22 protein-coding genes and 1 tRNA gene are annotated in these 25,013 nt (G+C 60.3%); 15 read left to right on the top strand and 8 right to left on the bottom strand.

What is annotated here, in order from left to right; all coding sequences use genetic code 11:
- Nucleotides 1-103: 103 nt before the first annotated feature.
- Together ACSSVQ_RS12945 and ACSSVQ_RS12940 are read left to right on the top strand one after the other, a co-directional pair.
- Entirely contained in the window at nt 104-793 is a 690-nt protein-coding gene (locus ACSSVQ_RS12945) for a hypothetical protein (protein WP_454183662.1), read from the top strand.
- Nucleotides 794-890: 97 nt separating this feature from the next.
- Entirely contained in the window at nt 891-3,293 is a 2,403-nt protein-coding gene (locus tag ACSSVQ_RS12940; RefSeq protein WP_454183660.1) for a PAS domain-containing sensor histidine kinase, read from the top strand.
- Between the two features lie 36 nt (nt 3,294-3,329).
- On the opposite strand, the gene ACSSVQ_RS12935 is transcribed toward ACSSVQ_RS12940, so the two are convergent.
- The gene (locus tag ACSSVQ_RS12935) at nt 3,330-4,625 is read right to left on the bottom strand and encodes an acyl-CoA dehydrogenase family protein (RefSeq protein WP_454183658.1); all 1,296 of its coding nucleotides are present in this window, start codon (nt 4,623-4,625) and stop codon (nt 3,330-3,332) included.
- A 355-nt stretch (nt 4,626-4,980) separates the two neighbouring features.
- Here ACSSVQ_RS12935 and ACSSVQ_RS12930 point away from each other — a divergent pair, with 355 nt between their 5' ends.
- From ACSSVQ_RS12930 to ACSSVQ_RS12905, 6 genes are all read left to right on the top strand, one after another.
- Nucleotides 4,981-8,145: a helicase-related protein gene (locus ACSSVQ_RS12930; RefSeq protein WP_454183656.1), complete on the top strand. Its 3,165-nt coding sequence runs from the start codon at nt 4,981-4,983 to the stop codon at nt 8,143-8,145.
- A 10-nt stretch (nt 8,146-8,155) separates the two neighbouring features.
- Nucleotides 8,156-8,641: an RNA-binding S4 domain-containing protein gene (locus ACSSVQ_RS12925; protein ID WP_454183654.1), complete on the top strand. Its 486-nt coding sequence runs from the start codon at nt 8,156-8,158 to the stop codon at nt 8,639-8,641.
- 58 nt (nt 8,642-8,699) lie between these two features.
- Nucleotides 8,700-9,152 carry a tellurite resistance TerB family protein gene (locus ACSSVQ_RS12920; RefSeq protein WP_293327351.1) on the top strand — a complete coding sequence of 151 codons (453 nt, stop codon included), beginning with the start codon at nt 8,700-8,702 and terminating at the stop codon, nt 9,150-9,152.
- A gap of 101 nt (nt 9,153-9,253) precedes the next feature.
- The gene (fdxA, locus tag ACSSVQ_RS12915) at nt 9,254-9,592 is read left to right on the top strand and encodes a ferredoxin FdxA (RefSeq protein ID WP_454183652.1); all 339 of its coding nucleotides are present in this window, start codon (nt 9,254-9,256) and stop codon (nt 9,590-9,592) included.
- Nucleotides 9,593-10,292: 700 nt separating this feature from the next.
- The gene (locus tag ACSSVQ_RS12910; protein ID WP_454183650.1) at nt 10,293-11,414 is read left to right on the top strand and encodes a CarD family transcriptional regulator; all 1,122 of its coding nucleotides are present in this window, start codon (nt 10,293-10,295) and stop codon (nt 11,412-11,414) included.
- A gap of 179 nt (nt 11,415-11,593) precedes the next feature.
- Nucleotides 11,594-12,499 carry an RNA polymerase factor sigma-32 gene (locus ACSSVQ_RS12905; protein WP_454183648.1) on the top strand — a complete coding sequence of 302 codons (906 nt, stop codon included), beginning with the start codon at nt 11,594-11,596 and terminating at the stop codon, nt 12,497-12,499.
- Between the two features lie 11 nt (nt 12,500-12,510).
- Here the strand turns inward: ACSSVQ_RS12905 and ACSSVQ_RS12900 are convergent, their stop codons facing one another.
- The 3 genes from ACSSVQ_RS12900 to ACSSVQ_RS12890 are packed head-to-tail and all read right to left on the bottom strand — an operon-like array spanning nt 12,511 to nt 15,549.
- A complete protein-coding gene (locus ACSSVQ_RS12900) occupies nt 12,511-13,968 on the bottom strand; it encodes a M48 family metalloprotease (RefSeq protein ID WP_454183646.1) in 1,458 nt (485 codons plus the stop codon).
- Nucleotides 13,969-13,994: 26 nt separating this feature from the next.
- Nucleotides 13,995-14,900: a thermonuclease family protein gene (locus ACSSVQ_RS12895; RefSeq protein WP_454183644.1), complete on the bottom strand. Its 906-nt coding sequence runs from the start codon at nt 14,898-14,900 to the stop codon at nt 13,995-13,997.
- Nucleotides 14,901-14,907: 7 nt separating this feature from the next.
- Nucleotides 14,908-15,549 carry a response regulator transcription factor gene (locus ACSSVQ_RS12890; protein WP_454183642.1) on the bottom strand — a complete coding sequence of 214 codons (642 nt, stop codon included), beginning with the start codon at nt 15,547-15,549 and terminating at the stop codon, nt 14,908-14,910.
- Between the two features lie 379 nt (nt 15,550-15,928).
- Between ACSSVQ_RS12890 and ACSSVQ_RS12885 the strand changes: the two genes are divergently transcribed.
- Nucleotides 15,929-16,005: transfer RNA gene (locus ACSSVQ_RS12885), tRNA-Arg, on the top strand.
- On the opposite strand, the gene ACSSVQ_RS12880 is transcribed toward ACSSVQ_RS12885, so the two are convergent.
- Nucleotides 16,000-16,335: a hypothetical protein gene (locus tag ACSSVQ_RS12880; RefSeq protein WP_454183640.1), complete on the bottom strand. Its 336-nt coding sequence runs from the start codon at nt 16,333-16,335 to the stop codon at nt 16,000-16,002. The genes ACSSVQ_RS12885 and ACSSVQ_RS12880 overlap by 6 nt on opposite strands.
- A gap of 21 nt (nt 16,336-16,356) precedes the next feature.
- Here ACSSVQ_RS12880 and ACSSVQ_RS12875 point away from each other — a divergent pair, with 21 nt between their 5' ends.
- Both ACSSVQ_RS12875 and ACSSVQ_RS12870 read left to right on the top strand, forming a co-directional pair.
- On the top strand, nt 16,357-16,995 hold the full coding sequence (locus ACSSVQ_RS12875) for a S24 family peptidase (protein WP_454183638.1): 639 nt from the start codon (nt 16,357-16,359) through the stop codon (nt 16,993-16,995).
- Nucleotides 16,996-17,084: 89 nt separating this feature from the next.
- Nucleotides 17,085-18,032 (top strand): glycosyltransferase family 9 protein, encoded by a 948-nt coding sequence (locus tag ACSSVQ_RS12870; protein WP_454183636.1) that lies wholly within the window; start codon nt 17,085-17,087, stop codon nt 18,030-18,032.
- Here ACSSVQ_RS12870 and ACSSVQ_RS12865 read toward each other — a convergent pair.
- Nucleotides 18,014-18,424, bottom strand: coding sequence for a DUF6165 family protein (locus tag ACSSVQ_RS12865; protein WP_454183634.1), 411 nt, complete (start codon nt 18,422-18,424; stop codon nt 18,014-18,016). The two genes, ACSSVQ_RS12870 and ACSSVQ_RS12865, sit on opposite strands and share 19 nt — an antisense overlap.
- 252 nt (nt 18,425-18,676) lie before the next feature.
- On the opposite strand from ACSSVQ_RS12865, the gene ACSSVQ_RS12860 reads away from it, so the two are divergent.
- The 4 genes from ACSSVQ_RS12860 to ACSSVQ_RS12845 all read left to right on the top strand — a co-directional run bounded on the left by ACSSVQ_RS12860 (nt 18,677) and on the right by ACSSVQ_RS12845 (nt 21,518).
- Nucleotides 18,677-19,030 carry a hypothetical protein gene (locus tag ACSSVQ_RS12860; RefSeq protein ID WP_454183632.1) on the top strand — a complete coding sequence of 118 codons (354 nt, stop codon included), beginning with the start codon at nt 18,677-18,679 and terminating at the stop codon, nt 19,028-19,030.
- 138 nt (nt 19,031-19,168) lie between these two features.
- Nucleotides 19,169-19,990, top strand: a complete 822-nt coding sequence (locus ACSSVQ_RS12855) for an enoyl-CoA hydratase/isomerase family protein (protein WP_454183630.1) — start codon at nt 19,169-19,171, stop codon at nt 19,988-19,990.
- Nucleotides 19,991-20,260: 270 nt separating this feature from the next.
- Nucleotides 20,261-20,650 carry a hypothetical protein gene (locus ACSSVQ_RS12850; protein WP_454183628.1) on the top strand — a complete coding sequence of 130 codons (390 nt, stop codon included), beginning with the start codon at nt 20,261-20,263 and terminating at the stop codon, nt 20,648-20,650.
- Nucleotides 20,651-20,963: 313 nt separating this feature from the next.
- On the top strand, nt 20,964-21,518 hold the full coding sequence (locus ACSSVQ_RS12845) for a PAS domain-containing protein (protein WP_454183626.1): 555 nt from the start codon (nt 20,964-20,966) through the stop codon (nt 21,516-21,518).
- A gap of 854 nt (nt 21,519-22,372) precedes the next feature.
- Here the strand turns inward: ACSSVQ_RS12845 and ACSSVQ_RS12840 are convergent.
- Nucleotides 22,373-23,902, bottom strand: a complete 1,530-nt coding sequence (locus ACSSVQ_RS12840) for a hypothetical protein (protein WP_454183624.1) — start codon at nt 23,900-23,902, stop codon at nt 22,373-22,375.
- Between the two features lie 69 nt (nt 23,903-23,971).
- Nucleotides 23,972-24,919 carry an HTH domain-containing protein gene (locus ACSSVQ_RS12835; protein WP_454183623.1) on the bottom strand — a complete coding sequence of 316 codons (948 nt, stop codon included), beginning with the start codon at nt 24,917-24,919 and terminating at the stop codon, nt 23,972-23,974.
- Between the last annotated feature and the right edge of the window lie 94 nt (nt 24,920-25,013).

Here is a 25,013-nt window from a genome sequence, read left to right as displayed (position 1 = left end):
CTACCTGAGGATATTCCTGAAAATATCGTCACCATATCACCCTTCGAAATCCGCCCCGCAGCCTGTATGGTCACGCTCAAATTGGAAGGTGGGAGAAATCGGAATGCTTAATAAGGGCAATCGGCTGGCCTTGACCTTGATCGTGCTTGTGGCGGCGTCGCTGGGCATAACGGCCTGCAGCGACTCCCCCGGCTCCATGCGCCGGACCAAGGACGGCAAACTCGTCCCCACACTCGCCGGCCAGGATCCGCTGGGCACGCTCTATGCCGGCTCGGTCCAGAAAGCCGAAAGAGGCGACTGCGGCCAGGATACCATGGATGTGCTGACCTGCTTTGCCTATCGCGGCCACGGCTATGAGGGCGCCCAGACCGCGCTCGGCCAATGCCTGATCCAAAAGGGCAACGAGGCATCCGGCATCCAGTGGATCGAACGCGCCGCCAATGCCGGCTGGGCGGACGCGCAGAAGGACCTTGCCCTGCACTACGCAACCGACGGCGCGGATGCACCCTCCGCCATGGTAAAAGGCGCATTTTGGGCCCGCCTTTACAGCCGCAACGCCGCACTGCTCTCCCTCGGCGTAACGCCCGACCCGGACGTCGCGGAGAAATTTCGGGGAAAACTGACGACTGAGCAGGCCAAAACCGTGCTGGACCGCCTCAATGCCTGGTATCCGGAATATTGGACGGCCACCAGCCTGCCGGATCAGAAAATCCGTACATCCTGCCAAGTCGAAAGCCGGCCGCGGCAGCGCCCGGATCTGGACGAACTCAGGACGACACCGAACCCTTATTAACGCCGGAGCACACGGGGACCCTGCCCGTTCAGGGAAACTTTACGTCTTGTTACTACCACTTGAGGGCTGGGCATTTTGATCGGAGGGCCCCGTCTCGATGGTGGAAAAGGCGCGAGAAAGGCAGAAGGAAAACGCTTCAGCGCGTTTCCGAACAATGCTGTCCGGCGCCAGAGCGGAAAGCACCAATATCGACGATGGCGAAAAGAGTGCAATTCGGCGCGAGCAGATCGCGTCGATGGTCCACGCCTACCGCCACTTCCCCTTCCTGTTTCCCACCTTCAGCGCGGGGCTTATCCTCACTCTGGAAAGCCGCTTCAGCTTCGACATCCTCCTGATCTGGTGGCTGGGTGTCGCCGCAGCGTCGCTCACCTATGCGCGGCTGACGGACCACATTCTCAAGCAAGGTCTGTATTCACGCGACTGGTCCGAGCCCATGCTGCTGTGCCTGCTGGCCACGGACGTTACCTGGCTTCCCGGCATCTATCTCTTCTGGGTACCTGAAGACCCGCTTCAATGCTTGACGCTCATGGTCGCAATGCTGGTCGTAGTGACCCTGTCCGTCTTCACCGGCAACGCAACGCGCAAGACCCTGATCGGCGCCTCTGCGCCTGCCATGATGGCGGCCCTGATTGCCGGCGCAGCATCGGGAGAGCCGATCTTCATGATGGTGTCGTTCGGCTTTCTGCCCGCCTATGGCTTCCTCCTCCATATTGCCGACACCACCAGGCGATCCGACTTCGAAACGTTGTCGCTGCGCCTCAGCAATGCAAAACTGATCGAGGACCTCGCCGCGGCCCGCGACCGCTCCGAAACCGCGCGGCGGAATGCCGAAACAGCCTTTCGACGCAGCCATCGCGACGAAGCGCAATTCAGGTCGCTGGTCGAGAAGGGCTTCGACGCTCTCGTCATCACCGACCGCGACGGCATCGTCAAATTCGCTTCGCAAGGCATCAGGGAACTTGGATACGTTCCCGAGGAGATGCAGGGCCGACACCTGAGAGACCAGGTGCCGGAAGACCAGAAGCCGCAGGTAGACGAAGCGCTGCAGACGGCCGTGGCCGCAGAAGCGCCCGCCGATCTCGCCGAACTCCCCTTACGCGACCCGACCACCGGCAAAATTCGCTGGATCGAGGCCTCCGCCATCAATCTTCTCGACGATCCCGCGGTCAGCGGCATCCTCATCAATATCCGCGACATCTCTCACCGCAAACGCACGGAGAACGAACTGCGCCACCAGTTCAACGTGTTGCAGAAGCTGGCAACCGGCGCATCGCTCGCGGAAATCATGATCCAGCTGGCGCTGGGCGCGGAGGAAACCACGCCCGACAGCCGGGCGGCGGTCTTCCTCGTCGACGGTCAGGGCGATTTGACCACATGCGCCGCGCCCAGCATGCCCGCGGACTTTGCCGATTCCATTGCGAATATCTGGCCGCACCTGAAGGCAGGGAGCTTCGGCAGCGCCACCATGAATGGCGAACAGATCGTGGTGACGGATCTTCAATCGATCGAAATGCACGGTAAGGTGGTCGCGGATTTCAGCATCGCCGCGGACATCCAGACAATCTGGTTCCAGCCGATCTTGATAGGAAAGGGGACTGTTGCGGGCGCTTTTGCCCTCTATTTCCGCGACAATCGCTGGCCCTCCGATGCGGACAATGATTTCCTGCGCGGCGCAACCAATATCGCCGGGATTACCATCGAGCGCCGCCGCGCCGAGCAGAACCTGCGGCGCGCCACCGAGGCCGCGGAACTCGCCAATCGCGCGAAAACCAAATTTCTCGCCAATATGAGCCACGAACTGCGCACGCCGCTCAACGCCATTATCGGTTTTTCCGAAATCATGCGCGAAGAGATGTTCGGCCCCGTCGGCACCGATGTTTACAAGAACTACGCCGCCGATATCCATGACAGCGGGCGGCACCTGCTGAGCGTCATCGACGACATCCTCGACATCTCGAAAATCGAGGCCGGGCGCTACACGCTGGAAGAAAGCGAACTCGACCTGAACGAAATCATCGCCTGGTCTATCGAGCTGACGCGCCCGAAAGCGCAGGAAAAGCGGCTGAATATCTGTCGCGAAGCACCGCCTCATATGCCGCATTTCATGGGCGACCAGAGAGCGCTGCGGCAGATCCTGCTGAACCTCCTCTCGAATGCGATCAAGTTCACACCGGAGGACGGCGCTATTCATGTGGGGCTGGAAAAGAACCCCGAGGGCGGCCTCACCCTCTACGTCCGGGACAATGGCGCCGGCATTCCGCCCGAAAACCTGAAGGAAGTCGTGGAGCCTTTCGCACAGGTCGGCGATACAACCTCGCGCGACCATGGCGGAACGGGCCTAGGCCTTTCCATCACCCGTTCGCTGGCGGAAATGCATGGCGGGTCGCTGACGCTGGAAAGCGAACTTGGCTGCGGCACAAGAGTTGCCGTCAACCTGCCCGCCTCCCGTCTGATCCAGACGGATCAAACCCCGAAAACAGAAACGGCCGCAAACGGCTGATACCGATTGCGGCCGCTACCTGTTTTGGCGGGAACCCTATTCCGCAGCTTTTTTCTGCTTCTGGCTAGCCCCGATGAAGCCGAAGAGGTGACCGCCCACCTTGCGGATCTGGATCTCCTCCGCACCTTCCGTGATGCGGTAGCGCCTGTGATGCCGGTAGATATGCTCGAACGGCTTATGGCGCGAATACCCCATGCCGCCATGCACCTGCATCGCGAGATCGGCCGCCTGGCAAACCAGCCGGTTCGCCCGGTAGTTGCACATGGACACTTTGTCCGAAAGGTGGCGCGCCACTTCCTTCTTGGACATCTGGTCCATCTGCCAGGCCGTCTTGTAGATCAGCGAGCGGATCATCTCGGCTTCCGTATGCGCTTCCACAAGCGGAAACTGGATGGCCTGGTTCGACGCCAGCGGCTTGCCAAAAGGCGCGCGCTGCTTGGCGTATTTCACACTCTCATTGATGCAGTACTGCGCCGCACCGACGCCTGACGCCGCCTGGCGGATACGGTTTTCATGCACAAAATGCTGGGCAAGCTCGAGCCCCCGGTCCGGATCGCCGAGGATCGCCGTTTCCGGCACCCACACATCGGTGAAGGAAACGCGCGGATGATCGGTCGGCATGTTGAGGGTCCAGTAGTACTCCTCGACTTTCACGCCGGGCGTATCTGTCGGAACGATGAAACAGGCAATCCCGATCGGGTCACCGTCATTGCCACCGATCCGCGCGAACACGAAGTCATGCGTCGCGACATGCATGCCCGTATTCCACATCTTCTCGCCATTGATGAGCCAGCCATCGACGCCGTCGCGCTTTTCCGGCTTCGCATGGGTGTCCATCCAGGTCGCATCCGAGCCGTGTTCGGGTTCGGTCAGGCCGAACGCGACGCGGACCGAGCCGTCCAGCGATCCCGGAATGAACGTCTTTTTCTGCTCATCCGTACCGAAATCGCGGAACATCAGCACCGTGGGAAAATTCCCGACGATCGAACTTTCGTTCTGAAGGTCGTTGTGCAGGCCCAGGCCCTTCGCCGCCAGATGCTCGCGGATGACGGCCATTCCGAGATTGGTGCCATCCTTGCCGCCATATTCTTTCGGCAGCGCATAGCGAAGGTGGCCGGCCTCATCGGCGCGTTTGCGCATCTTGCCCAGAAGCTCCTCCCATTCATGGCGGGGAAGCCCTTCATTGTCCCAGTCCGTGCGGGCATGTTCGCGGCGATGGTCGAAGAAGCGGATATTGTCGTCCCGCTCCTCCAGCGGCTTGATTTCCTTCTCGATGAAGACGTCGAGCTCGGCCAGATAGTCCGTCAGCTCTTTCGGCAAGGTGAAGTCCATTGCAATCCTCCCATGGATTTCGGGCCTGTTCCGGCCCGTTTTTCAATAGCGAATAGGGTCACTATAGACTTCCAACAGGCCCGCGAAAGGCCCGGAAAACCTGCCCCAGCATGCCCCTGCGTTAACCCCTTGTCCGCCTAACTCGTTGTGGGCACACAAGATTTAGCCGTGAACGAAAACGGAAGATGGAACGGTCATCGATTCGGACATGATTCGTTCGCGCAATATTCCGAAAGTTAACGCCGCAGTTCTTAACGTGACATTCCGTCACGCTCGCCGCGCCCGGCATTGCGGGCGCGGCAGGATCGAAGAGACTTGCACACACCCCGTTTTGTGAGATGGTGCCGACAGCATCATGAGTAGCGCGTCCACCTCCACCGCAGACCAAAACGAACGGGCCGCCATCGCGGCACGCCGGCCGGTCACGGCGGTTCTCGGCCCCACCAACACCGGCAAGACCCATCTCGCCATCGAACGCATGCTCGGCCATCAATCGGGCATGATCGGCCTGCCGCTGCGCCTGCTCGCGCGCGAAGTCTATGACAGGGTCGTAAGGGCCAAGGGCGCGCGCGAAGTCGCTCTTATCACCGGTGAGGAAAAGATCGCGCCGCCTACCGCGCGCTATTTCATCTGCACGGTCGAAGCGATGCCGCAAGACCGGGAAGTGGACTTCGTCGCCATCGACGAAATCCAGCTCGCCGCGGATCGTGAGCGCGGCCACACCTTCACCGACAGGCTGCTGCGCTGCCGGGGCCGCCACGAGACCATGCTGATGGGCTCGGATACGGCGCGGCACCTGATCGGCCGGCTCTTGCCGCGCACCCGGTTCATCAACCGGCCCCGCTTCTCGGAACTTGCCTGGACCGGCTCGAAGAAACTGACGCGCCTGCCCCGCCGCAGCGCCATCGTCGCGTTCTCCGCCGACCAGGTTTACGCCATCGCCGAACTCATCCGCCGTCAGCGCGGCGGCGCGGCCGTGGTGATGGGCGCGCTGAGCCCGCGCACCCGCAACGCCCAGGTCGCTCTCTACCAGTCGGGCGACGTCGACTTCCTCGTCGCCACGGACGCCATCGGCATGGGCCTCAACATGGATGTGGACCATGTGGCCTTCGCCTCCACCGCGAAATTCGACGGACGCCAGCATCGCCCGCTCAGGGTCGCGGAACTGGCGCAGATCGCCGGCCGTGCCGGGCGCTATATGAATGACGGCACTTTCGGGGTCACCGCGGACGCCGTTCCTCTGGTCGATGACATGATCGAGCGGATCGAAAATCACCAGTTCGATGCCGACCAGGTCTTCCAGTGGCGCAATCCCGATCTCGATTTCGCCTCAATGGATGCGCTGATCCGCAGCCTCGAAGTCCCGCCCCGCCAGCATGGGCTGACGCGCGGCCCGGTAGCCGACGACCTTGAGGCGCTGACCCGCATGAGCCGCGACCATGAGGTTCGCGACGCGGCAGCCAGCCCTCACGCCATCCGGAAGCTCTGGGAAGTGGTGCAACTTCCCGATTTCCGCAAAACGATGGCCAGCGAGCACGCAACCCTTCTGTCCAGGATCTATCTGTTCCTGATGCAGCCCGAGGGACGGATCCCGGACGACTGGTTTTCCACCCAGCTCGGACGCCTGGACCGCACCGATGGCGACATAGACACACTGGCCGCCAGGCTGGCGCATATGCGCACATGGAGCTATGTATCCAATCGTTCCGGCTGGTTGCATGATCCTGTGCATTGGCAGGAGCGCGCGCGTACGATAGAGGATAAGCTTTCGGATGCGTTGCATGAGCGGCTGACGCAGCGGTTCATCGATCGTCGCACAAGCGTGTTGATGAAGCGGCTACGCCAGAAAGAGGATTTAATGGCGGCGGTTAACAGTGACGGTGAGGTCCTAGTCGAGGGCGAATTCGTGGGTCGTCTTCAGGGGTTCGTTTTCGTACCCGACCCGAGGGCGGAAGGGGTCCATGGCAAGGCGCTTCGCGCCGCCTCCGATGCTGCGCTGGCGCTGGAGATCAATGCCCGCGCGGCGCGCCTGACGGCGGCGCCCGATGCCGATATCCATCTTTCAGAGCACGGAAGGATCATCTGGGAAGGCCAGCCGGTCGCCAGCCTTCACGCAGCCGACGATCCGCTTTTGCCTCGCGTGGAATTGATTGCGGGCGATGAACTGACAGGGCCGCCCAAGGAAAATCTCCAGACCCGGCTTCAGGCGTGGACGCGCATGCACGTCAACCAGGTCCTTGCGCCGCTGACGGGCATGCGGGACGCCGAAGATGTCGAAGGACTTGCCCGCGGGGTGGCTTACCGCCTGGTCGAGAATTTCGGATCGCTCCGCCGCGAAGCCGTATCGGAAGATATCCGCGCCCTCGACCAGAATGCGCGCGGCCAATTGCGCAAGCATGGCGTGCGTTTCGGCGCCTACACGATTTTCATGCCGGCCTTGCTGAAGCCCGCGCCCGCGCGGCTGTTGCTCACGCTTTGGGCGCTGGCCCGCAAGGGGGTCGAGGATCCCTTCGCGGACCTTCCCGCCCCGCCCACGCCCGGGCTCACCTCCGTACCGGCGGACAAGACCGCGCCCGAAGGCTTTTACGATGTGCTGGGCTTCCGCGTCTGCGGCGAGCGTGCCGTGCGTGTCGATATGCTGGAACGCCTAGCCGACCTGATCCGGCCGGTGATTGCCGAACGCCGCTATAATGGCGGCTTCGTCGTCAATCCCGACATGATGTCGCTTGTGGGCTGCTCGGGCGAGGAATTCGCCAGCCTGCTGCGCGGTCTGGGCTATCGCTCGCAAATGGAAAAGGTGAAGCTGCCGAAAGAAGAAGTCGTGGCAGCACAACCGGCGTCCGGAGAGCAGACTGAGACCGCGTCCGGCACGCAACCGGACACGGCTTCCGAAACCGGTGATGCAACGGCAAACGACGCGCCCGCGGCCGACACCCCGCCAGAAACAGAACCGGAAACGCTAGAAGCACCAACGGAAGCAGCTGCGACGCCTGAGGTGCCCGTTGCTCCGACAGAAGCTGCCCCAACCGATACTGACGCGCCGGAAGCGCCGACCGTCGATACATCCGAAGCCCCGGCGACGGAAACATCGCCGGAAGCCGCTCCGGCAAGCGATGCAGCTCCTGCCGAAACGCCAGCCGGTGAAGCACCGCAAGCTGCCCCAGCGTCTGAAACGGTCGCAACCGGCACCGCGCCCGAAGCGGAAGCCGCAAATGCGGAATCCGGCGAGACCGAAACTGTGGAGCTTGAAATCTGGCGTCCCCAAAGGCGGCACCAGGGCGGCAAACCGCAAAGGCAGGCCCGGCGCGACGATGACCAGCCACGCCGGCGGCGCCCCAAAGGCGGCGACAAAAAGGGCGGTGCGGAAACCCGGTCGGGCAAGCCGCCCCGCAAGGATGGCGGCCCCAAGAAGCCGCGCAACAATCGCGGCCATGGAAAACCGGAACGCGAAAAAGCGCCCGATCCCGACAGCCCCTTCGCAGCGCTTGCCGTTCTGAAGGACCGCCAGAAGCAGAACTGACACCCGGCAGATGCCCTCATCGCGCGACAAGGACGGCCCATCTCCGCAAGACGGACCCCATGAGGCCGCCCCCCATGAAGCGGGTCAGAGGGTCGACCGATGGCTCTGGTATGCACGCTTTGCCAAGACACGCAGTATTGCCGCGACGCTCGTCCGGAGCGGCAAGATGCGCGTCAGCGGCGACCGTATATCGCGGCCGAGCCGGCTTGTAAGGCCGGGCGATGTGCTTACCTTTCCTCTAGGAGCGCATATCCGTGTCATACGGATCAGGGGGCTTGGAACGCGGCGTGGCCCCGCGCCCGAAGCAAGAGAGCTCTATGACGACCTCGACCCGCCGCCCGAACGCCGTGCAACGCCGGATTCCGACGGATCCGCTTCCCGGCAATCTTCCCCTTCACAGACAGCGGCCAGAGCCCCCGGTGCCGGACGCCCGACCAAAAGGGAACGCCGGGCCACCGACCGCCTGAAATCGGACGGATCGCTAGAGGAGAAATAATTCTCCATTTTTTATCCGTGGTTGAAGAGGTCTCACCACTCGTGTATGGACAAAACGAATGATCGAAAAACTCAAATCCTTCCTCCAGGGAGCTCCAAGCGAAGCCGAGGACAAATCGGACGAGTTGCAGATCGCCGTCGTCGCCCTGCTGATCCGGGCGGCAACGACGGACGCGAAGTTCGGCGAGGAGGAGCGTGCGGCCATTCGCCGGATTGCTCTCCAGTCCTTTTCGCTCGAAGAAAAGGATCTGGACCACCTGATCGGCGAGGCCGAAAACGCCGAAAACGAAACCATGGATCTCCACCGCTGGGTGCAGACCATAAAAAAGGCTTATGACGAGGAAGAGCGCATAGGTCTGATCGAAAAGATGTGGGAAGTGGTGTATGCCGACGGCGTACTCGACGACTACGAAGCCAATTTGTTGCGGCGCGTCGCGGGGCTGATATACGTTCCCGACCGCGCGTCGGGGCAAGCCCGGCAGCGTGTTTTGGCGCGGCTCGGCCTGGAATAAGGCCAGGGTCTAGGAATTGAAGCGGCACGGGCATGAAAGCCCCGCCGGATGACCGTACAGATCGCCGCCAGCGGAGCGGCATCTGCGATTTGGAGTGTGCGATGACCTATATCGTGACTGAGGCATGCATTCGCTGCAAATACATGGATTGCGTGGAAGTCTGCCCCGTGGACTGCTTCTATGAGGGTGAGAACATGCTGGTCATCCACCCCGATGAATGTATCGATTGCGGCGTCTGCGAGCCGGAATGCCCGGCCGAAGCCATCAAGCCGGACACCGAGCCCGGCCTGGAGAAATGGCTGGAACTCAATACGGAATACGCCTCCAAATGGCCGAACATCACCATCAAGCGGGACGCGCCCGAGGATGCCGACGATATGGCCGGGATCGACAACAAGTTCGAGAAATTCTTCAGCGCCGAGCCCGGCGAAGGCGATTGAGCGGCAAGTCGAATAGATAATTAGATCTATAACAACGGGGCGGCCGGAACGGGCCGCCCCTTTTGTTTCCGCACCGCATGAATCGTCCGTTTACGACGCAAAAAGACCGAAATTCCGCCTATCCCACTGTGTTAACTGCGTTTTTGCCGGGGATATCTTCCAATTTCACGCTTTTCGTGCTATAGAAAAGCAACGTAGGAATCCCGCGCAGTTAACGCTGACGCGAACCGAGCATAGAGGCTGTTACCCTCAAAGGCGGAGCTCGAAGCGCTTCGCCTTTCGCCTGTCCTTCCAGGCGTCCCTGAAGCGGAGCGGGCCTTGTCGGTTGACTGAAACGGTAATTTTCGCCGGATCGGTCAACGGCCCCGCAGGAAGAGTGCTTGCCCGGAACACCGTTTCGGACATCCTCCTCGTTCGCTGAAAGAAGCCCTGCCCTTATCGGCTGTGGCTCCGGGTACACCAGCCCCTGTTGTCGGCAGATCGGTCGAAACTCCGTTTGGGTTTCCTGGAAACTTTTGAGCAAGGCAGAGCTGCTTCTCCAATTCCGTGACTCGAATATTGGCGGGATCCCGACCGGACCGGCGGGCGCATTGGAAGTTGGCACTGCCGAAGACATGGCCTGGCGACAGACCGGAATGATGGCCCGGAATGGCCGGCGGACTGGATCCGCCAAAGGCTCCGGCCAATGAAGGAAAAATCGATGGCGACGAATACCAAGAAGGCTGCGAAAACCACGTCCAAGGCCTCCACCGGGCGGGCCAAACCGGCCGCATCCCGGACGGCCAAGACGGCGACCAAGGCCAAAGCGGCAAAACCCGCGTCGAAGCCGAAGGCAGCGTCGGCCAAAGCCGCGACGGCCAAAACCAAGGCGACGAAAACCGCCCCCGCGGCGAAACCCGCAGCCAAGAAGACGATATCGAAGGCAAGCACCGCCAAGAAGCCGTCCGCCAAGCCCGCGGCCGCCAAATCGACGGCGACAAAATCCACGGCAACCAAGGCGACGGCCAAGAAGGCGACGACCGGCAAGACGGCCAAACCCGCTGCAAAGCCCGCGGCGGCGAAGAAGCCTGCGGCCAAATCCACGACCAAGGCAGCCGGCAGCAAAACCACGGCGGCAAAATCGGCCAATAGCAGCAAGCTGAAAGACGCGGTGCAGAAGGCCAACGAAAAATCCGCTGCCGCCAAATCGGCTGCCAAGGCGAAGGAAACGGCCAAGCCGAAAGAGACCGCAAAGCCCAAGGAGGCCGTGAAGGCGAAGGAGCCTGCCAAGGCCCCCGCGGCGAAGGTGGAGAAGCCGAACTTCAAGGCCAAGGAATTCGTGGTCTATCCGGCGCATGGTGTCGGGCAGATCCTGGAAATCGAAGAGCAGGAAGTGGCCGGCCATACGCTGGAACTGTTCGTCATCAACTTCGACAAGGAGAAGATGGTCCTGCGTGTGCCGACCAACAAGGCGACCGCTGTGGGCATGCGCAAGCTGTCGGACGCCAATGTGGTCGATTCCGCCATCGAAACGCTGCGGGGCCGCGCGCGCATCAAGCGCACCATGTGGAGCCGTCGTGCGCAGGAATATGAGGCCAAGATCAACTCCGGCGACCTGATCTCCATCGCCGAGGTGGTCCGCGACCTCTATCGCTCCGAGCGCCAGCCCGAACAGTCCTATTCGGAACGCCAGCTCTACGAAGCCGCGCTCGACCGCATGGCCCGCGAAGTCGCCGCCGTGGAGCGCGTCGGCGAAGATGTGGCGATCGAAAAGGTCGAGAAAGCCCTGCAGGGCGACAATAAGACCTCTTCCAAGTCGGAGGAAGAGAGCGAAGCTGCCTGATCCGCGAAACCGCTTATTCTGAAAGGCCCGGCTCACGCCGGGCCTTTTTTGTGCGCCCTCGCCCTCCCGCCCGACAGGAGGTTGATCCGAAACGCTTTCCCGGCCGTAGCAAGACCGGAAGGGCATTCGCCACACGCCTTTCCGCGAGAATTCCCCCGGCCAAGGCAGGAGAGGCTCACATGACGCATCAGGAAACCGGCGACAGCCAGAGCGCCAACCGTCGTTTCACGAAGCAAGCCATGAACGTGCCCCTGCTGGAGCCCGAGCGCGAGTTCGAACTCGCCTGTCGATGGAAAGACGAGCGCGACGAGAAAGCGCTTCACGAACTCACCAGCGCCTATATGCGGCTCGTCATCTCGCTGGCGACCAAATTCCGCAATTACGGCCTCCCCTATGCCGACCTTGTACAGGAGGGGAATGTCGGGCTGATGCAGGCCGCCGCCCGGTTCGAGCCTGAACGGGGCGTGCGCTTTTCCACATATGCGCGCTGGTGGATCAGAGCCTCCATCCAGGACTATGTCTTACGCAACTGGTCGATCGTACGCACCGGCACGACGGCCGCGCATAAATCCCTTTTCTTCAATCTGCGCCGCCTGCGCGCGATGATCGACAATGGCGGCCGCGAAAATCTTTCGGAGGACGAACGCATCTTCATCGCCGAAAAGCTCGGCGTGGGCGTCAAGGATGTGGAGGCGATGCAGGCCCGCCTTTATGCCGGCGACAGGTCTCTCAACGCCCCCTTGCGGGATGCGGAAACGGAAGAGGGATCGCTTGAATGGCAGGACATCCTTGCCTGCGACCGCGCATTGCCGGAAGAAGCCGTCATGGAAACCCATGACGGTCTCCGGCGGTCTGAATGGATCGAGGAGGCAATGGGAACCCTGAGCGAGAGAGAGCGCCTCATCGTTCGCGAACGCAGGCTTCAGGAAGATACCGTAACGCTCGAAACACTTGGGCACCGTCTCGGCATTTCGAAAGAACGCGTCCGGCAGATCGAGCATCACGCCATCGACAAGATACGCAAGGCCCTGCTGGAAAAACTGCCCACCACCAGCGAAGCGGCGCTAGCGGACTTCACAGGCTGACAAGCCGTCTCTTACCGGGTGATGATCTTCACACGCTCGCCGGCACGCAATGTCTGGGCCGCATCGAGACCGTTCAACACCCGAAAGCGCTGCTCGCGATAGGACGAAAACGCCATCCGCCTGGCGACAGAGGCAACCGTCTGTCCGGAACGGACTTTCACGATCTTCACACGCCGCGGCTTTACGCGGGACGCCTGCGCTTTGCTGATCCGGTGAAAACTTCCGACCAGGCTTTGCAGCGCTTTGTCATACCGGCCGCCAACCTGCGGCAGCGTACCGAGCAGGAAGCGATAGACCCGTGTCGGCGAATATTCGATCACCACGAGCTTGGCATTGTAGTTATTCACGCGGGCGAGCGCGCTCGCCGCATTCATGCCGTTGAGCTTGAAGCGACGCAGATTGCCGATCCTCACATTCCTCGCCCAGCTATTCGCCAGATAGGACGCGACCGGCACCCCCGCCGGTTTGGTCGCGCCATCGAATTTTGCAATCGTCTTTTCAGGCCCCGTCACCATCACGGCCTGGGTCGAGTTCGAAATCCGGAACCCCTTCGGCGCCGAGAACGAGAAACGCAACTGCGGATGGACGAAACGATTGCCGTCGACAATCCCTTGCGAGGGACTGTCGCCATAGATCATCCCGTTGATATGGCTGAGATAGTCATTCCGGTTCCGGCGGCCCTTGCCCGGCGCGATACCGCTCGCCCGGGCCTCGGCACGCGCCGCTCTGACCCGGTCCGGCGTCGGCGGATGGCTCGCAAACCAGCTCGTGCCGCCGCCACTCTGCGACCCGGCCAAGCGGGCCTGGAGCTTCATCTCGGCATCCATGCTGTGCAGAAAATCCGCCTGCGCGAAAGGGTCGTAGCCGCTTCGCGCCAGCGTCCGGACGCCAAGCTTGTCGGCTTCGTATTCCTGGTCGCGCGAATAGCTGGCGAGGAAGCCTTTTTGCCCCACCCCCAGAACCTGGCTCACCACATCATTGCCGACGACGGCCCCGACGACGGCCCCCAGAATCGATGTCCCCATGGCCGCGGTCTGCCTTTGCGCGCTGTGCCGGGCATCGACATGGCCGATCTCATGCCCCAGCACACCGGCAAGCTCCGCCTCGTCATTGACCAGCGCCAGCAGCCCGCGCGTCACATAGACATACCCGCCCGGCAGCGCGAACGCATTGACGACATCGCTGTCCAGAACCGTGGTGCGGTAGCGGACACGTTTGTCCGAAGACGCGGCGATACGTGCGACGACGCCGGCGACATATCCGCCCAGCGCATCATTGTCGTAAACGCCGCCATAGGCCTTAACGATCTTGGGGTGCGTTTCGGCCCCGACACGCGCTTCCTCCGCCTCCGACATGAGCGGCACGAATTGCATCGAGCCCGTCGATGAATTGACCGCGCACCCTGCAAGGCTGAAAAGGCTGAGACCGATCACCGCCAGATGCCGCCAGGTTCCGGCGAGCTTGGGCATATTTCGTATTCCGGGTTTCGACAACGTCATTGAGCGCTCAGCAATTCCACCTGCTCTGGATGCGTGACCACGATCTCCGGCCCATTATAGCGATCGATCCAGCCTCGCACGCGCAGGCGCTTTCCCACCACCGGCATCTCCCCGCCCCGATCGGCCAGAAGACCCGCCCACTCGCTTTCGTTGAAGAGTTTAACCTGCCGCGGAGGCACCGTCACCGTGAAGTCGGTCTGATAGCGCTCGCCGAAATTCAGATAGAGGCGCCCCCGGACAAGAGCCGCTTTCTGCACATTTCCTTCAACGAGCTGAAAACTGTCGGCCAGTCCATTGAGCTCCTCGACGCGGGCGGCATCGCGTATCGCATAATAAGGCAGCGCCCATATGCCTGTGCGTCGCGCCCTCGCCTCCTTTTCAGAGGCCAGAAGTCTGTCCACACACAGACGATTGTCCGGGAAGCTGTAGACGCGCGCATAGCCGGTGCGGAGCATTTCGGCCTGCAGCCAGACCGGCTTTTCCTCATGCGTGACCAGCTGGGCAAGCTCTCTTCCGTGCCGGTCCTGCCCTGTTTCCCCGCGATAAAGCGTAACGGTTTTGCCTGCCGACAGCCGAACCAGCTCATCGCGGGCTTCGTCGGCCAGCGGCCAGGCGACGAACCCCTTTCGCCCCAGTGGAAGCTTGGGAGCCTGAATGCCGGCAAGGCGGACCTGCCGGCCATCGTCCAGCACAACGGTATCGCCATCCACAACCTCGACGACCCGTGCCTCGCCAACCGCCCGGAACGCGCAGCCGGTTGCCTCCACGGGGTTGCCGGGTGAAGCGTCTGCGGCCAGTGCGCCGGAAACGGAAATCGGGATGGAGAATGAGATCGAAAGAAAAACGGAAACGAGAAATGCGAAGCAGCCGGCGGCAATTCGGCAGCCGGACGTCCGGATCAAACCTCGTTCAGTCTCTGGCAGAGTCATCCGCTGTTCGCAGGGCGATGATGGCAGCTTCGGTTCGGTTGCGCACGCCCAGCGCCGAAAGGATCGCATTGACATGCAGCTTCACCGTAGCGACCGATATGCCGAGCAGGGAAGCGATTTCCTGATTGGACCGCCCCTTGCCGATCTCCACCAGCACTTCCCGCTGGCGCGGGGTGAGCTTCTGCTGGCTGCCGGCGCTGAAGGAAGCAGGGTCTTCCGCAAAACCTTCCGCACCTTCCTGTAGAAGCGCATCCGGCAGGTAGCGCCCACCCATCTCAATCAATCGTAGCGCGCTCTCGACAAGACTGATGGGCGCCCCCTTGGGGATGAAGCCCGCAAGCCCCATCGCCATGGCGCTTCTGATCGCGGACGGCGTATCGCGCTCGCCGAAGACAACGATCTTGCCCTGCAGCTTGCCGCACAATGTTTTGAGGGTACTGCCATCCTGCTGCAGCACAGTGGACAACTCGAGCAGGAATATCTCCGCGCTTTCCGCGTCCGCACTCTCCAAGAGGTCCCCGATTTCACGACGCATAATTTCCGCGTCCACATGCATGCGGGCGACGATGGAATGCAGGCCTTCGCAATAGACAGGCTGGCTGCCGGAAATGACGACCTTCATGTCATCATCCTTTCCGGGCGCGGAGCAAACCGCTGATCGATACAATCATTAAGTGCGTCAAACTGAGAAATACAACCCATTTCAACCATAGCGAGCATAACTAAATCTCTATCCCGATTTTTCTCTATAAGCAAAGGTTTAGGCATATCGTCCGGCATCGTTACGCGGCACGAACTTTCCGGATGAGCGGAAACGGGACGGTTACGGCACCGCCCGAGGCCGGTTTTGTGATGAGGTGCAATGAAGGGGCCGCCGAGAAGCAACTCCGCCGCGCCCGCGCTTTCCGCGTTGCGATGCGATGGCCTCTGATCTAGTTTTCGCAAGGCTTGGAGACGCGCCGGATTCGACCGAACCGCAAAGTTCGGACGCCCCGCCGACCGGCCCCGTAGCTCAGCAGGATAGAGCATCAGATTCCTAATCTGAGGGTCGCAGGTTCGAATCCTGCCGGGGTCACCATTTCGCTGCCCGGCGCATGCCGGTTGCGCGGCCTGATTCCGAAAATTCGGCAAAACCCGGCCGATTTCCCCATTTGCAGGCACTGCCACCACAGCTCTCGAAACGCGCGCGGAAAAACCAAAATTTTGGTATGTCTTTGCCATACCTTGGTTTTAAACCAAAATATTTTGGTATGACAACCTGTTTTTTTGGCACATCCGAAAGGAAAGGTGTTCTGGACCTTTGGTTCCTCGCTATAGAGATGGTGTTGCGGCTATAGATGGAAGAGTTTACCGACCAGACCACGAGCACATGTCCATAACCGATCGCCTTACCGCCCTTCGGAGCCATTTCGGGCTCTCCCAAAAAGCCATGGCGGCCCGCCTCGGAATCGCGGGCAATACCTGGCAGCGCTATGAACTGTCGAACGAACCGCCCAACTCCTCGGTGTTGGCAAAGCTCGCCGCAGACGGCATCGACACCCATTGGCTGCTTACCGGCGAAGGGGCGATGCTGCACAAACGCAACGCCGCGTCGGGCGGCTTTTCGGACCTCCCCCCCTCCCGTCTGTCCGACGATGAAATGGGCGGCGGCGGTTTCGTCCGCATTCCGCATCTGCGCATCCGGACCACGGAAGACGGATTGCGCATCGACGACCTCTCGCTGGAGGGCGCGCTGGCCTTCAAACGGGACTGGCTGCGCACGGCATTCGGTACCGAGCCTGACATCCTGCTGACCGCGGAAATGGAAGGCGAGGCAATGGAGCCGACATTGCGGGACGGCGATTTGCTGCTGGTCGACACATCCCGGCCCCGCCTGCGCGGCGACGGCATCTATGCCTTCCGCGTGCAGGACATGCTCGCCATCCGTCGGCTGCAAATGAAACTCGACGGAAGCGTCGTGATTTCGTCCGACAATCCGACCGCCGGGCCGACGGAGAACTTCAACGCGGAAGATGCCTCGGCGCTGAATATCGTCGGCCGTGCAATCTGGGCGGGCGGCCGGTTCTAGACCGTCTCCGGCGTCTTTTGCGGCGTTCCAATTCCGGCCGGGCTATGACATCCTCCGCGCGCACTCACCCTCCCGCGGCGCGCCGGCTCATGACATCACGCATTCTCATCATCAAACACGGCGCCTTTGGCGACATCATGCAGGCCGAAGGCGCGCTGCGCGACATCCGCGAAAACCACCCCGGGGCCGACATCACGCTGCTGACGACCCCGGCTTTCCGAACGATCATGGAGCGCTGCCCATGGGTGGACCATGTGATGGTCGACGCGCGCGAGCCGCGCTGGCGGCTGGACCGGATGCTCGCCCTGCGCAGCCGGCTGCGCGAAGGGCGCTTCGACATGGTCTACGACCTGCAGAATTCGAAACGCACGGCCTTCTATTATCGCTGGATGCTGAAAGGCACGCCCTGGTCCGGCACGGCGCCAGGATGCAGCCACCCGCACAAGGCGCAGGCCCCCAAGACAATCCGCACGCTCGACCGGCTCGCCGGACAACTCCGGGACGCAGGGCTGAACATCAAATGGAGCCTGCATCCCGATCTCTCATGGCTCGCCGACGATGTAACGGAACTGCTGCAACAGGCGGGCGTGACGAGCCCCTATATCGTGCTCGTGCCGGGCTGCTCGGCCCGCCATCCGCAGAAACGCTGGCCGCATTACGACAAGCTGGCGGAAAGGCTGATCGGCGACGGCTGGTGTGTCGCCATGGCGCCGGGCCCTGACGAGGTGGAGCTGGCAAAAACCATTCCCGGCATCCGCATCACCGATGTGAAGGGCTTGCTCAACTGGTTCGAACTGGCGGGCGTGCTAAAAAACGCAGCCTTCGTCGTCGGCAACGACACAGGCCCCAGCCATATGGCCGCGCATCTGGGAACGCCGGGGCTTGCGCTTTTCGGCTCCTACTCGCCGGCCGAGCGGACGGGGATCATCCGGGAGAATTTCGGGGTGATCGAGGTCGAGGACCTCGCAGAACTGCCCGTGGACCGGGTACAGGCTGAAATGAAGAAGCGGCTGAAACCTCAGTCGAATTCGGTGTAGGACTTTTCCTCGACGATCGCCGAACCGGTCAGAAGGTTGATTTCCTTCTTGATGGCGGCACGCTTGTCGTTGGTCTTGTAGACCGCGCGGGCAAGCTCGACGAACTTGTCCCCGAAATCCTTGTCCGCCTCGCACTGGCGGATGTCGTCCTCGATGTCCCAGAGCGCCTCATTGACCGCTTTGAGCTCGCCCTCAAGACGCTTGAGCTCGGCGCTTTCCTGGAGGTTTTCCGACCGCGCCCGGTCCAGCACCTGAAGCTCGTGGCGCACATTCACAAGCTTGGCGGCATCGCTCATCCGCTCCGACTTGATCCTGAGAATGGTGATCTTGTCGATCAGCTCTCCCGGACCGACCTCGATCAGGATCGGTGTAACCTCTGCTGCTCCGCCCATGAGCCCCTCGCGCTGCGAAATGGATGATGTGTGTCCTATACCCAATGCGCGGGAAGCTGTCACGCCGCCCAGGACCGCCCCACCCGCCACCGTCCATCTGCCTGCGACGGGAGGGCATCTCGCGCCCTCCGCCGCCCCGGCGTATAGTCCGATCCCGGCGCGGGACGAAGCGGGGGCGCAGGCTTCAGCATTCCTCAACCCCGCCGCCCTATAACCGGTCCAGCGACAAGGCCGAAGGCCCGACAAAGGATCATGACCATGCTGGGACGCTTCCTCGCCACGCTGCGCGAGGGACTGGAATCACATCGCGATCCCCATGAACGCCGAGGGCAGGCGCGCTCGGCGCGCCCGGCGCTGATGCTCGAAATCGACGGCTATGAACACATGGCGCGGGACTGGTCGCTGAGCGGTACCGCGATCCTGGGCTTTTCCGCCAACGCCGAACCGGGCCAAATCGTCTCCGGCCGGCTGTTCTGGCGCAACGATGCGCGCCGCCTGCCCTTCGCGGCGGAACTGCTGCGGATCGAACCGGGCGGGCTTGCCGCACTGCGCTGGCTCGACCTGCCGCTCGCCATCCACCAGGAAATGGAAGCCGCCTTCGACTGAACGGCGGCGCTCCGGAAACGCTGACGCAGCGTGCGCAAGGCGCTGCGCGCACGCGTTCATGAAAGACTTTTCAAGACCTTATCCCCCTGTAGTCTCGCCCCATTCAGAATGAAAAAGGCGAGACCTCAGGGAGGGAACATGACCGACTACCAGACGCTGAAAATCGAAAAGGACGGTGCCGTCGACTGGGTGACGATGAACCGGCCCGAGGCGCTCAATGCGATGAACCCCACGCTGGTGGCGGAACTGAGCGACTATTTCGGCAGGCTCTATACCGACCATTCGGTGCGCATCGTCGTGCTGCGCGGCGCCGGCCGCGCCTTTTGCGCAGGCCTCGACCTCAAGGAACGCTCCAATGAAGGCGGCGGCAACGCGGCCGACGAAAACGGCGCCTCACCGCAGTCCGGCCTCGTCAAACAGCGCTCGATCAGCGAAATCGTGATGCGCATGCGCCGCTGCCCGCAGGCGATCATCAGCCTGATCCATGGGCCCGCCTGCGGCGGCGGCTTCGCGCTGGCGCTGGCAAGCGACATCCGCATCGCTGGCACAAGCGCGCGCATGAACGCCGCCTTCATCCGCATCGGGCTGTCGGCCTGCGATATCGGCGTGAGCTACTTCCTGCCGCGCCTGGTGGGCACGTCGGTCGCGTCGGAACTGATGATGACGGGCCGCTTCATCAAGGCGGAGCGCGCCGAGCGCGTCGGGCTCGTTTCCGAAGTGGTGCCGGACGAGAAACTCGCCGAGGCCGCGGCGCCTTACATCGAGGAAATGCTGACCACCTCGCCGCTGGGCCTGCGCCTCACCAAGGAATGCCTCAACATGTCCGTCGACGCAGGCTCGCTGGAGGCCGCCATCGCCATGGAAGACCGCAACCAGATCCTCTGTGCACAGACAAACGACATGAAGGAAGGCGTGACGGCCTTCCTCCAGAAGCGGCGGCCCAACTACGAAAACCGCTGAGTTCTGCGCTTCTCACACGCACCCGGCAGGGTTCGTTTCGCTTTCAAAATGACTCACACAAAACGTTACAAACCCTGACCGACCCCACACATCTCTACGCAAGTCGCGTTGAGTAACACGGGCCCTCCGATACCTTCAGGGGTGTCGGAAGCGGCCAGACCGAATGTCTCCACCGAGGGGACGGAGACTTGAAAAGCCGCTTCCTCCCCCCTCTCCGGAGGGGTTGAAAATGGGGCTCCCGGGAGCCTCGCCATTTGGAGGAGAGAGCAAATGGAAAGCTTCGCAGACCACGTCAGCGCCCGTCTTGCCGAACGGACCCGTTACACCCCGGCCGACCGCACCCCCAACGCCCGCGCCGCTCGCGCCTGGCATGCGAGCGAAGCCCCCCGCCGGCAGGACGCCTTTGCCGCGATGAGCGGGAACTGGGCGGCAGAAAAAGGCCTGGAAGTGCGCAGCCTGGCCCGCTTCGCCGGCTGGACCGGCATGGGCGCGCTGTTCGGCGTGTGGGTCGGCCTGTGCTTCTGCGTCGCCATGCTGCTGCTCTCCCCCTCCACCAGCTTTGCGCAAGCCTTCGACGCACTTCCCCTGTTTCCGGCCATCGGCGCGGTGGCCGCCTCGATATTCGCCCTGGGCATGACCTCGGGCGGATCCCGCGACTGAGGGGGCGAGCCCCCAACCCCCCCGGTGGGTGGACCTCCTCAGTCGTCATCTCTCGATCCCTGACTTTCGAGACATGATCCTCGCATCTTGCCGCCATCCCTTCCCTCGGGATGGCGGTCTTTTTACGTGAATATTCGTAAAAACGCGTAATTACTGACGATTTATAGTTAACGCGCCTTGGCAAAGATCCAACTCGCCGCCATTATGGCGCCTATTATTGTTCCCGCGTTCATCCCTGTCACGGAGCCGCACTCGCACAATGGCCCAAACGCCTGCGTCTGCCCCCAAACTGTCCATCACTTTTTGCGAAAACATGGCCGACCTCTCCTTCGAGATCGGCCATTCGCGCGACTTCCTTTCCTATTGGCAGTCGCTGCGACAGGATGGCGAAATCCCCCATGCACGGCAGGTAAACCCCGGTAAAATCAAGGAGTTGCTGCCCGACCTCATCATCTTCGAGGTGCTGGAGGACGGCACGGTGCGCTACCGGCTCACCGGCACGCGGGTGATGGAACGCACCGGGCTGGAGCCGACCGGCAAGTCCTTGCAGGACATGGTGAAATCGGAATTCAACGAGATGCTGGCCTTCGCCTTCCAGAGCGTGGTGAGCCTGAAAATCGGCATCGTCTCCCATTTCACGAACTACTACCGGGGCGGCCATGCGGGCCGGATGGAAGTGGTGATCCTGCCCCTGCGCGCGCCGGACGGCGACCCGCCCCGCGTGATCTGCCACTGGTCGCGCGACCCGGAGGTGCCCGACCACGTCATCGGCATCGAGCGCATGACCGACCGGATCGACGACGCGACGGTCTTCGACCTCGGCTTCGGCCTGCCCGACGAAAGCCTGGTGGCCGCCTTCAGGGTGTGAGCGTCGCGTCGAGGTTGCGCGAGGTTCGGGCGAGGTAGAACCGAGCCCGGGGCAAGGTTGGGCGAGGTTGGGGAGAGGTTCGGGCAAGATTGAGAGCAAGGTTCGAACCTTGCCCCGCTGAAGGGCGGACGCCCTGCACGAGATGGACTTATCCCCGCTTCGCTCGACCTGTCATGCCCGGACGCCCCAATGCGCTGAAGGAGGCCGGGCATCCAGCGCAAGGAGTGCCGCAGGCGCCGATCCGGACGCTCGCCCTCCGCGAAGCGGAAAGGCGGGTCCAGGCATGACGGGAAAGGACCCCCGGAAAAAACAATCCCCGCCATTTTGCCCCCGGTCGCCCCGCGCCGCGCACGCCGAGGCGGGCGCACCACGAAAACGGGGTATGGGCGGGGATAAGGTCGAGCGCTTATCCCCGATGCGACAGCCGGGGTGTCGTGCCGATGGTCGCGCGGCGCGACCGCGTGGGAATGGAACGGTGCAAGGCGGCGGGAGGAACCGACGCGCTGGATTGCCGGGTCAGGCCCGGCAATGACAAGTCAGAGAAGAACGCCCCACCTCAAAGCCGTCATGCCCGGACTTGATCCGGGCATCCAGAGCGGCGGACCGGGCGCGAAAGCAGATCGGGCTTGCCCGCGCGATAGACCCGCAGGCCACCCCTCCTGCCGCCCATCCCGTTTCGACGGGGAACGGACGAGCACTTCCGGCTTTTGACGACACGGCTAACGGTCCGGAAAGGGGAGTAGAGGAATGAAACGGTTCAAGGTGACGTGAGGCCTCGCAGCAATGTAGATAAAGCCGAGAAAAATAAGAACGAGTGAGGCGATCAGTACTTATTTTGGCGGGTCAAAATAACATCAAAGAGAACCCACGAGGTGAGCAACTTTATCGTAAAGTGCGTGAGCATTCTCTAGGATCGAACCACTATAAGCAGAAGCAACAGAAATATTCTTCAATACCCCCAACAAACCTTCGAATTTGCTCTGCGAAGGCGACTCCGCAACATCCGAAAGTTGCTTTGCGAGTTCCTGCTCCTCTTTCTTCTCCAACCCCCCTTCTCTCAAAAAATTCAATACCTCTAGGAGAATCAGGGTGACCTCCTCCTTACCGCCGTCAACTTGCTCAATTTTGCTCTGGATATCCGAATATTTGATGTCCCCCCCAACCACGTTGCCGCCAATATTTATCTCACCGCCGCCCGAGTTGATATTTTGAGAGTTACCCATCGTAACAGCTCCATAGTTATTATTTATGCTTATGGTTGAACCGCGAACTTCAGGATGGAACAAATCCATCTCCTTACTATCCTCAATTTGTATGCGTTTAAATTCACCGAATAAACTTGTCCCACTGGATGCAACCTCCAACTGCGTCCTTAAAAGGCCACCCCTTTCTGCTTTTAAAAATGCATCTCGAGTAAGATTCCAGTACGCCGAGCACTCTTCAGAATACCGAGCCATATGCGCAAGCAAGGCGCTTTTTGTTTTTTCATCTGTTTCAACAGAAAGCCAGTCGACCACAGGTTCACCCAAACCATCTGCCCAAACCTCGCCCAAGCCAATAGCCAACCCTTCACGAGCAATGCTGCTCGAGTCGTGTCTCCCCATATCCAGCAGATCAAAAGTATTCTCTGAAACACCATCTTTGGTAGTGAGTTGGTATCCCCATCGCCGCACATTCGGTGGAAAAGCTTCAATCTCACGATAGGAAAAATTCAAGTCGGCTGCGCCACATGTTGGGTTTTCCGTGAGGGCCCACATTGAATACTGCGCCACGATAGAAGCGTCATGCCGAGCAAGAGAAGACACCATCTCCACATTACAATGCCGAGGGTGGAAAAGGTTTTCTCGAACTTTCTGTAAGCCGAAAAGCAGGCAAGACCACTTTAGCGTGATAACCCCTGCGGCCTCTATGTCGATAGTTTTTCCGAACAGTTTCTCATTTAAAAATGCTTTTGGGTACATGCTGGCCGCAAGCACCATCGCATCGTCAAACTCTTTGTCTAATCCACTTTCTTCAAATATCTCTCTCGCTGTTTTCTCATCCGCTATCGCGAACAAAGCAGCAATTTCCCAAGTTCTATTTTCATAGTTGTTGCTTGGCTTCTTCAACTTTTCTCTTAAAGCGTGAAGGTGTTGCCGGTGATTTTTGAGTTCGGCTACGGCCTTCAAGGCCCAGCGCTCGACCTCCTCGTCTCCCTCGAACAATAAGGCTCGGACAAGCAAGCCTATTTTATTCGCGGACGAGAGGCGCCTCCCCGTCTGGTAAAGATTACAAAGCCTTTTTAGTCCGGCTTTTTTGCTCGATTCGTTGACGTCTTGAAGAAGTAGCTCGATTAGCTTCTCTTCTTCCGGAGGGATCAATTGTCGAGACGGCAGTTTTTGCATGTGGCGGCACTTGATATTATGGGATCAATTAGACAGGCACCGCCGCCCAGCCTCAACTAAAATTTAGCATCAAGCCATCTGGAGTTTTCTAAGCTCTTTTTCAATAAAAAAAACATTCTCTAGAAGATATACAGACCATGCTTCAAAATCATTGATGTTATTAGGTTTAGTCCTTACAGACATCCACCTCAAATCATTTATTGCGAGTCGCTGCTTAGTAGGCTCGAACTGATTAGGGCAAGAGTAAAGAACAACAGCCGCAAGTCTATTATTAAGAAAAGTTTCATCAGTTATGTGTAAAAGACCTTTATATTCAATCAAACCTTCCTCCTTTGCCTCAAAAGCAAGCTCCGGAGAAAGACCAAGGTCATCACTCAATCCTTTTATTCCAGAATTGATGACACCAAGATCGCTAGAGCTAAAAAGATCACAGTCCTCATCCGTCACATTAAAAGTAAATCCAACACATCTTTTTTGAGAAAAGGCATCTGAATAAGATCGAAAACGACCCTTTCGATGAGTGAGGATTTCATCCCCCCGCATCACAACAACAAATGTTGTCAAAACTACTTTATCTACGTCGTTTTTAGCCAGCTTATAAGGTAAATAGGAAATAGAGGAGCTCTTTATTTTTTCTAAAGATGTTTTTCTATCCAACCAAAGGCCGCGTATTTTTTTGCAGAACTCCAATGGTATGGTCAAAACTAATTCAGCGTCCAAATCTCTTATTCGGCGCCTTGCTATAAACTCCCTTTTGAATTCATTTGATATGTCCTTTCTCCTCAAGAACTTCCTGAGAAAAAAGCGACCAGGCTCCGTTCGGTAGAAATCGCTCTTGTTACGACGAAGCAAAATGTCTTCGCTTAGCCGAGCCTGTAAAGTTTTGTGCTGCGTGCGCCCATATAGGTGAGAAGGAACAAGCCTCTCTATATAAGCTATTTCTAATATTTCAGTGGCGCTAAGAGGGACGCGCTTTTGTGAGAGAACCCTCTCGGCAATTTCAAGGTACGAATCCATATATTATCCGGCTCCGCCGCCCGAGGCGCATTCATCTAGAAAACGATACATTCTCTACACTAGCGATTCTAAATTTTTTTTACCTGCCTAGATC

The organism is Parvibaculum sp. MBR-TMA-1.3b-4.2 (genome assembly GCF_053628815.1).
This window is presented reverse-complemented; position numbering and strand designations above follow the sequence as displayed.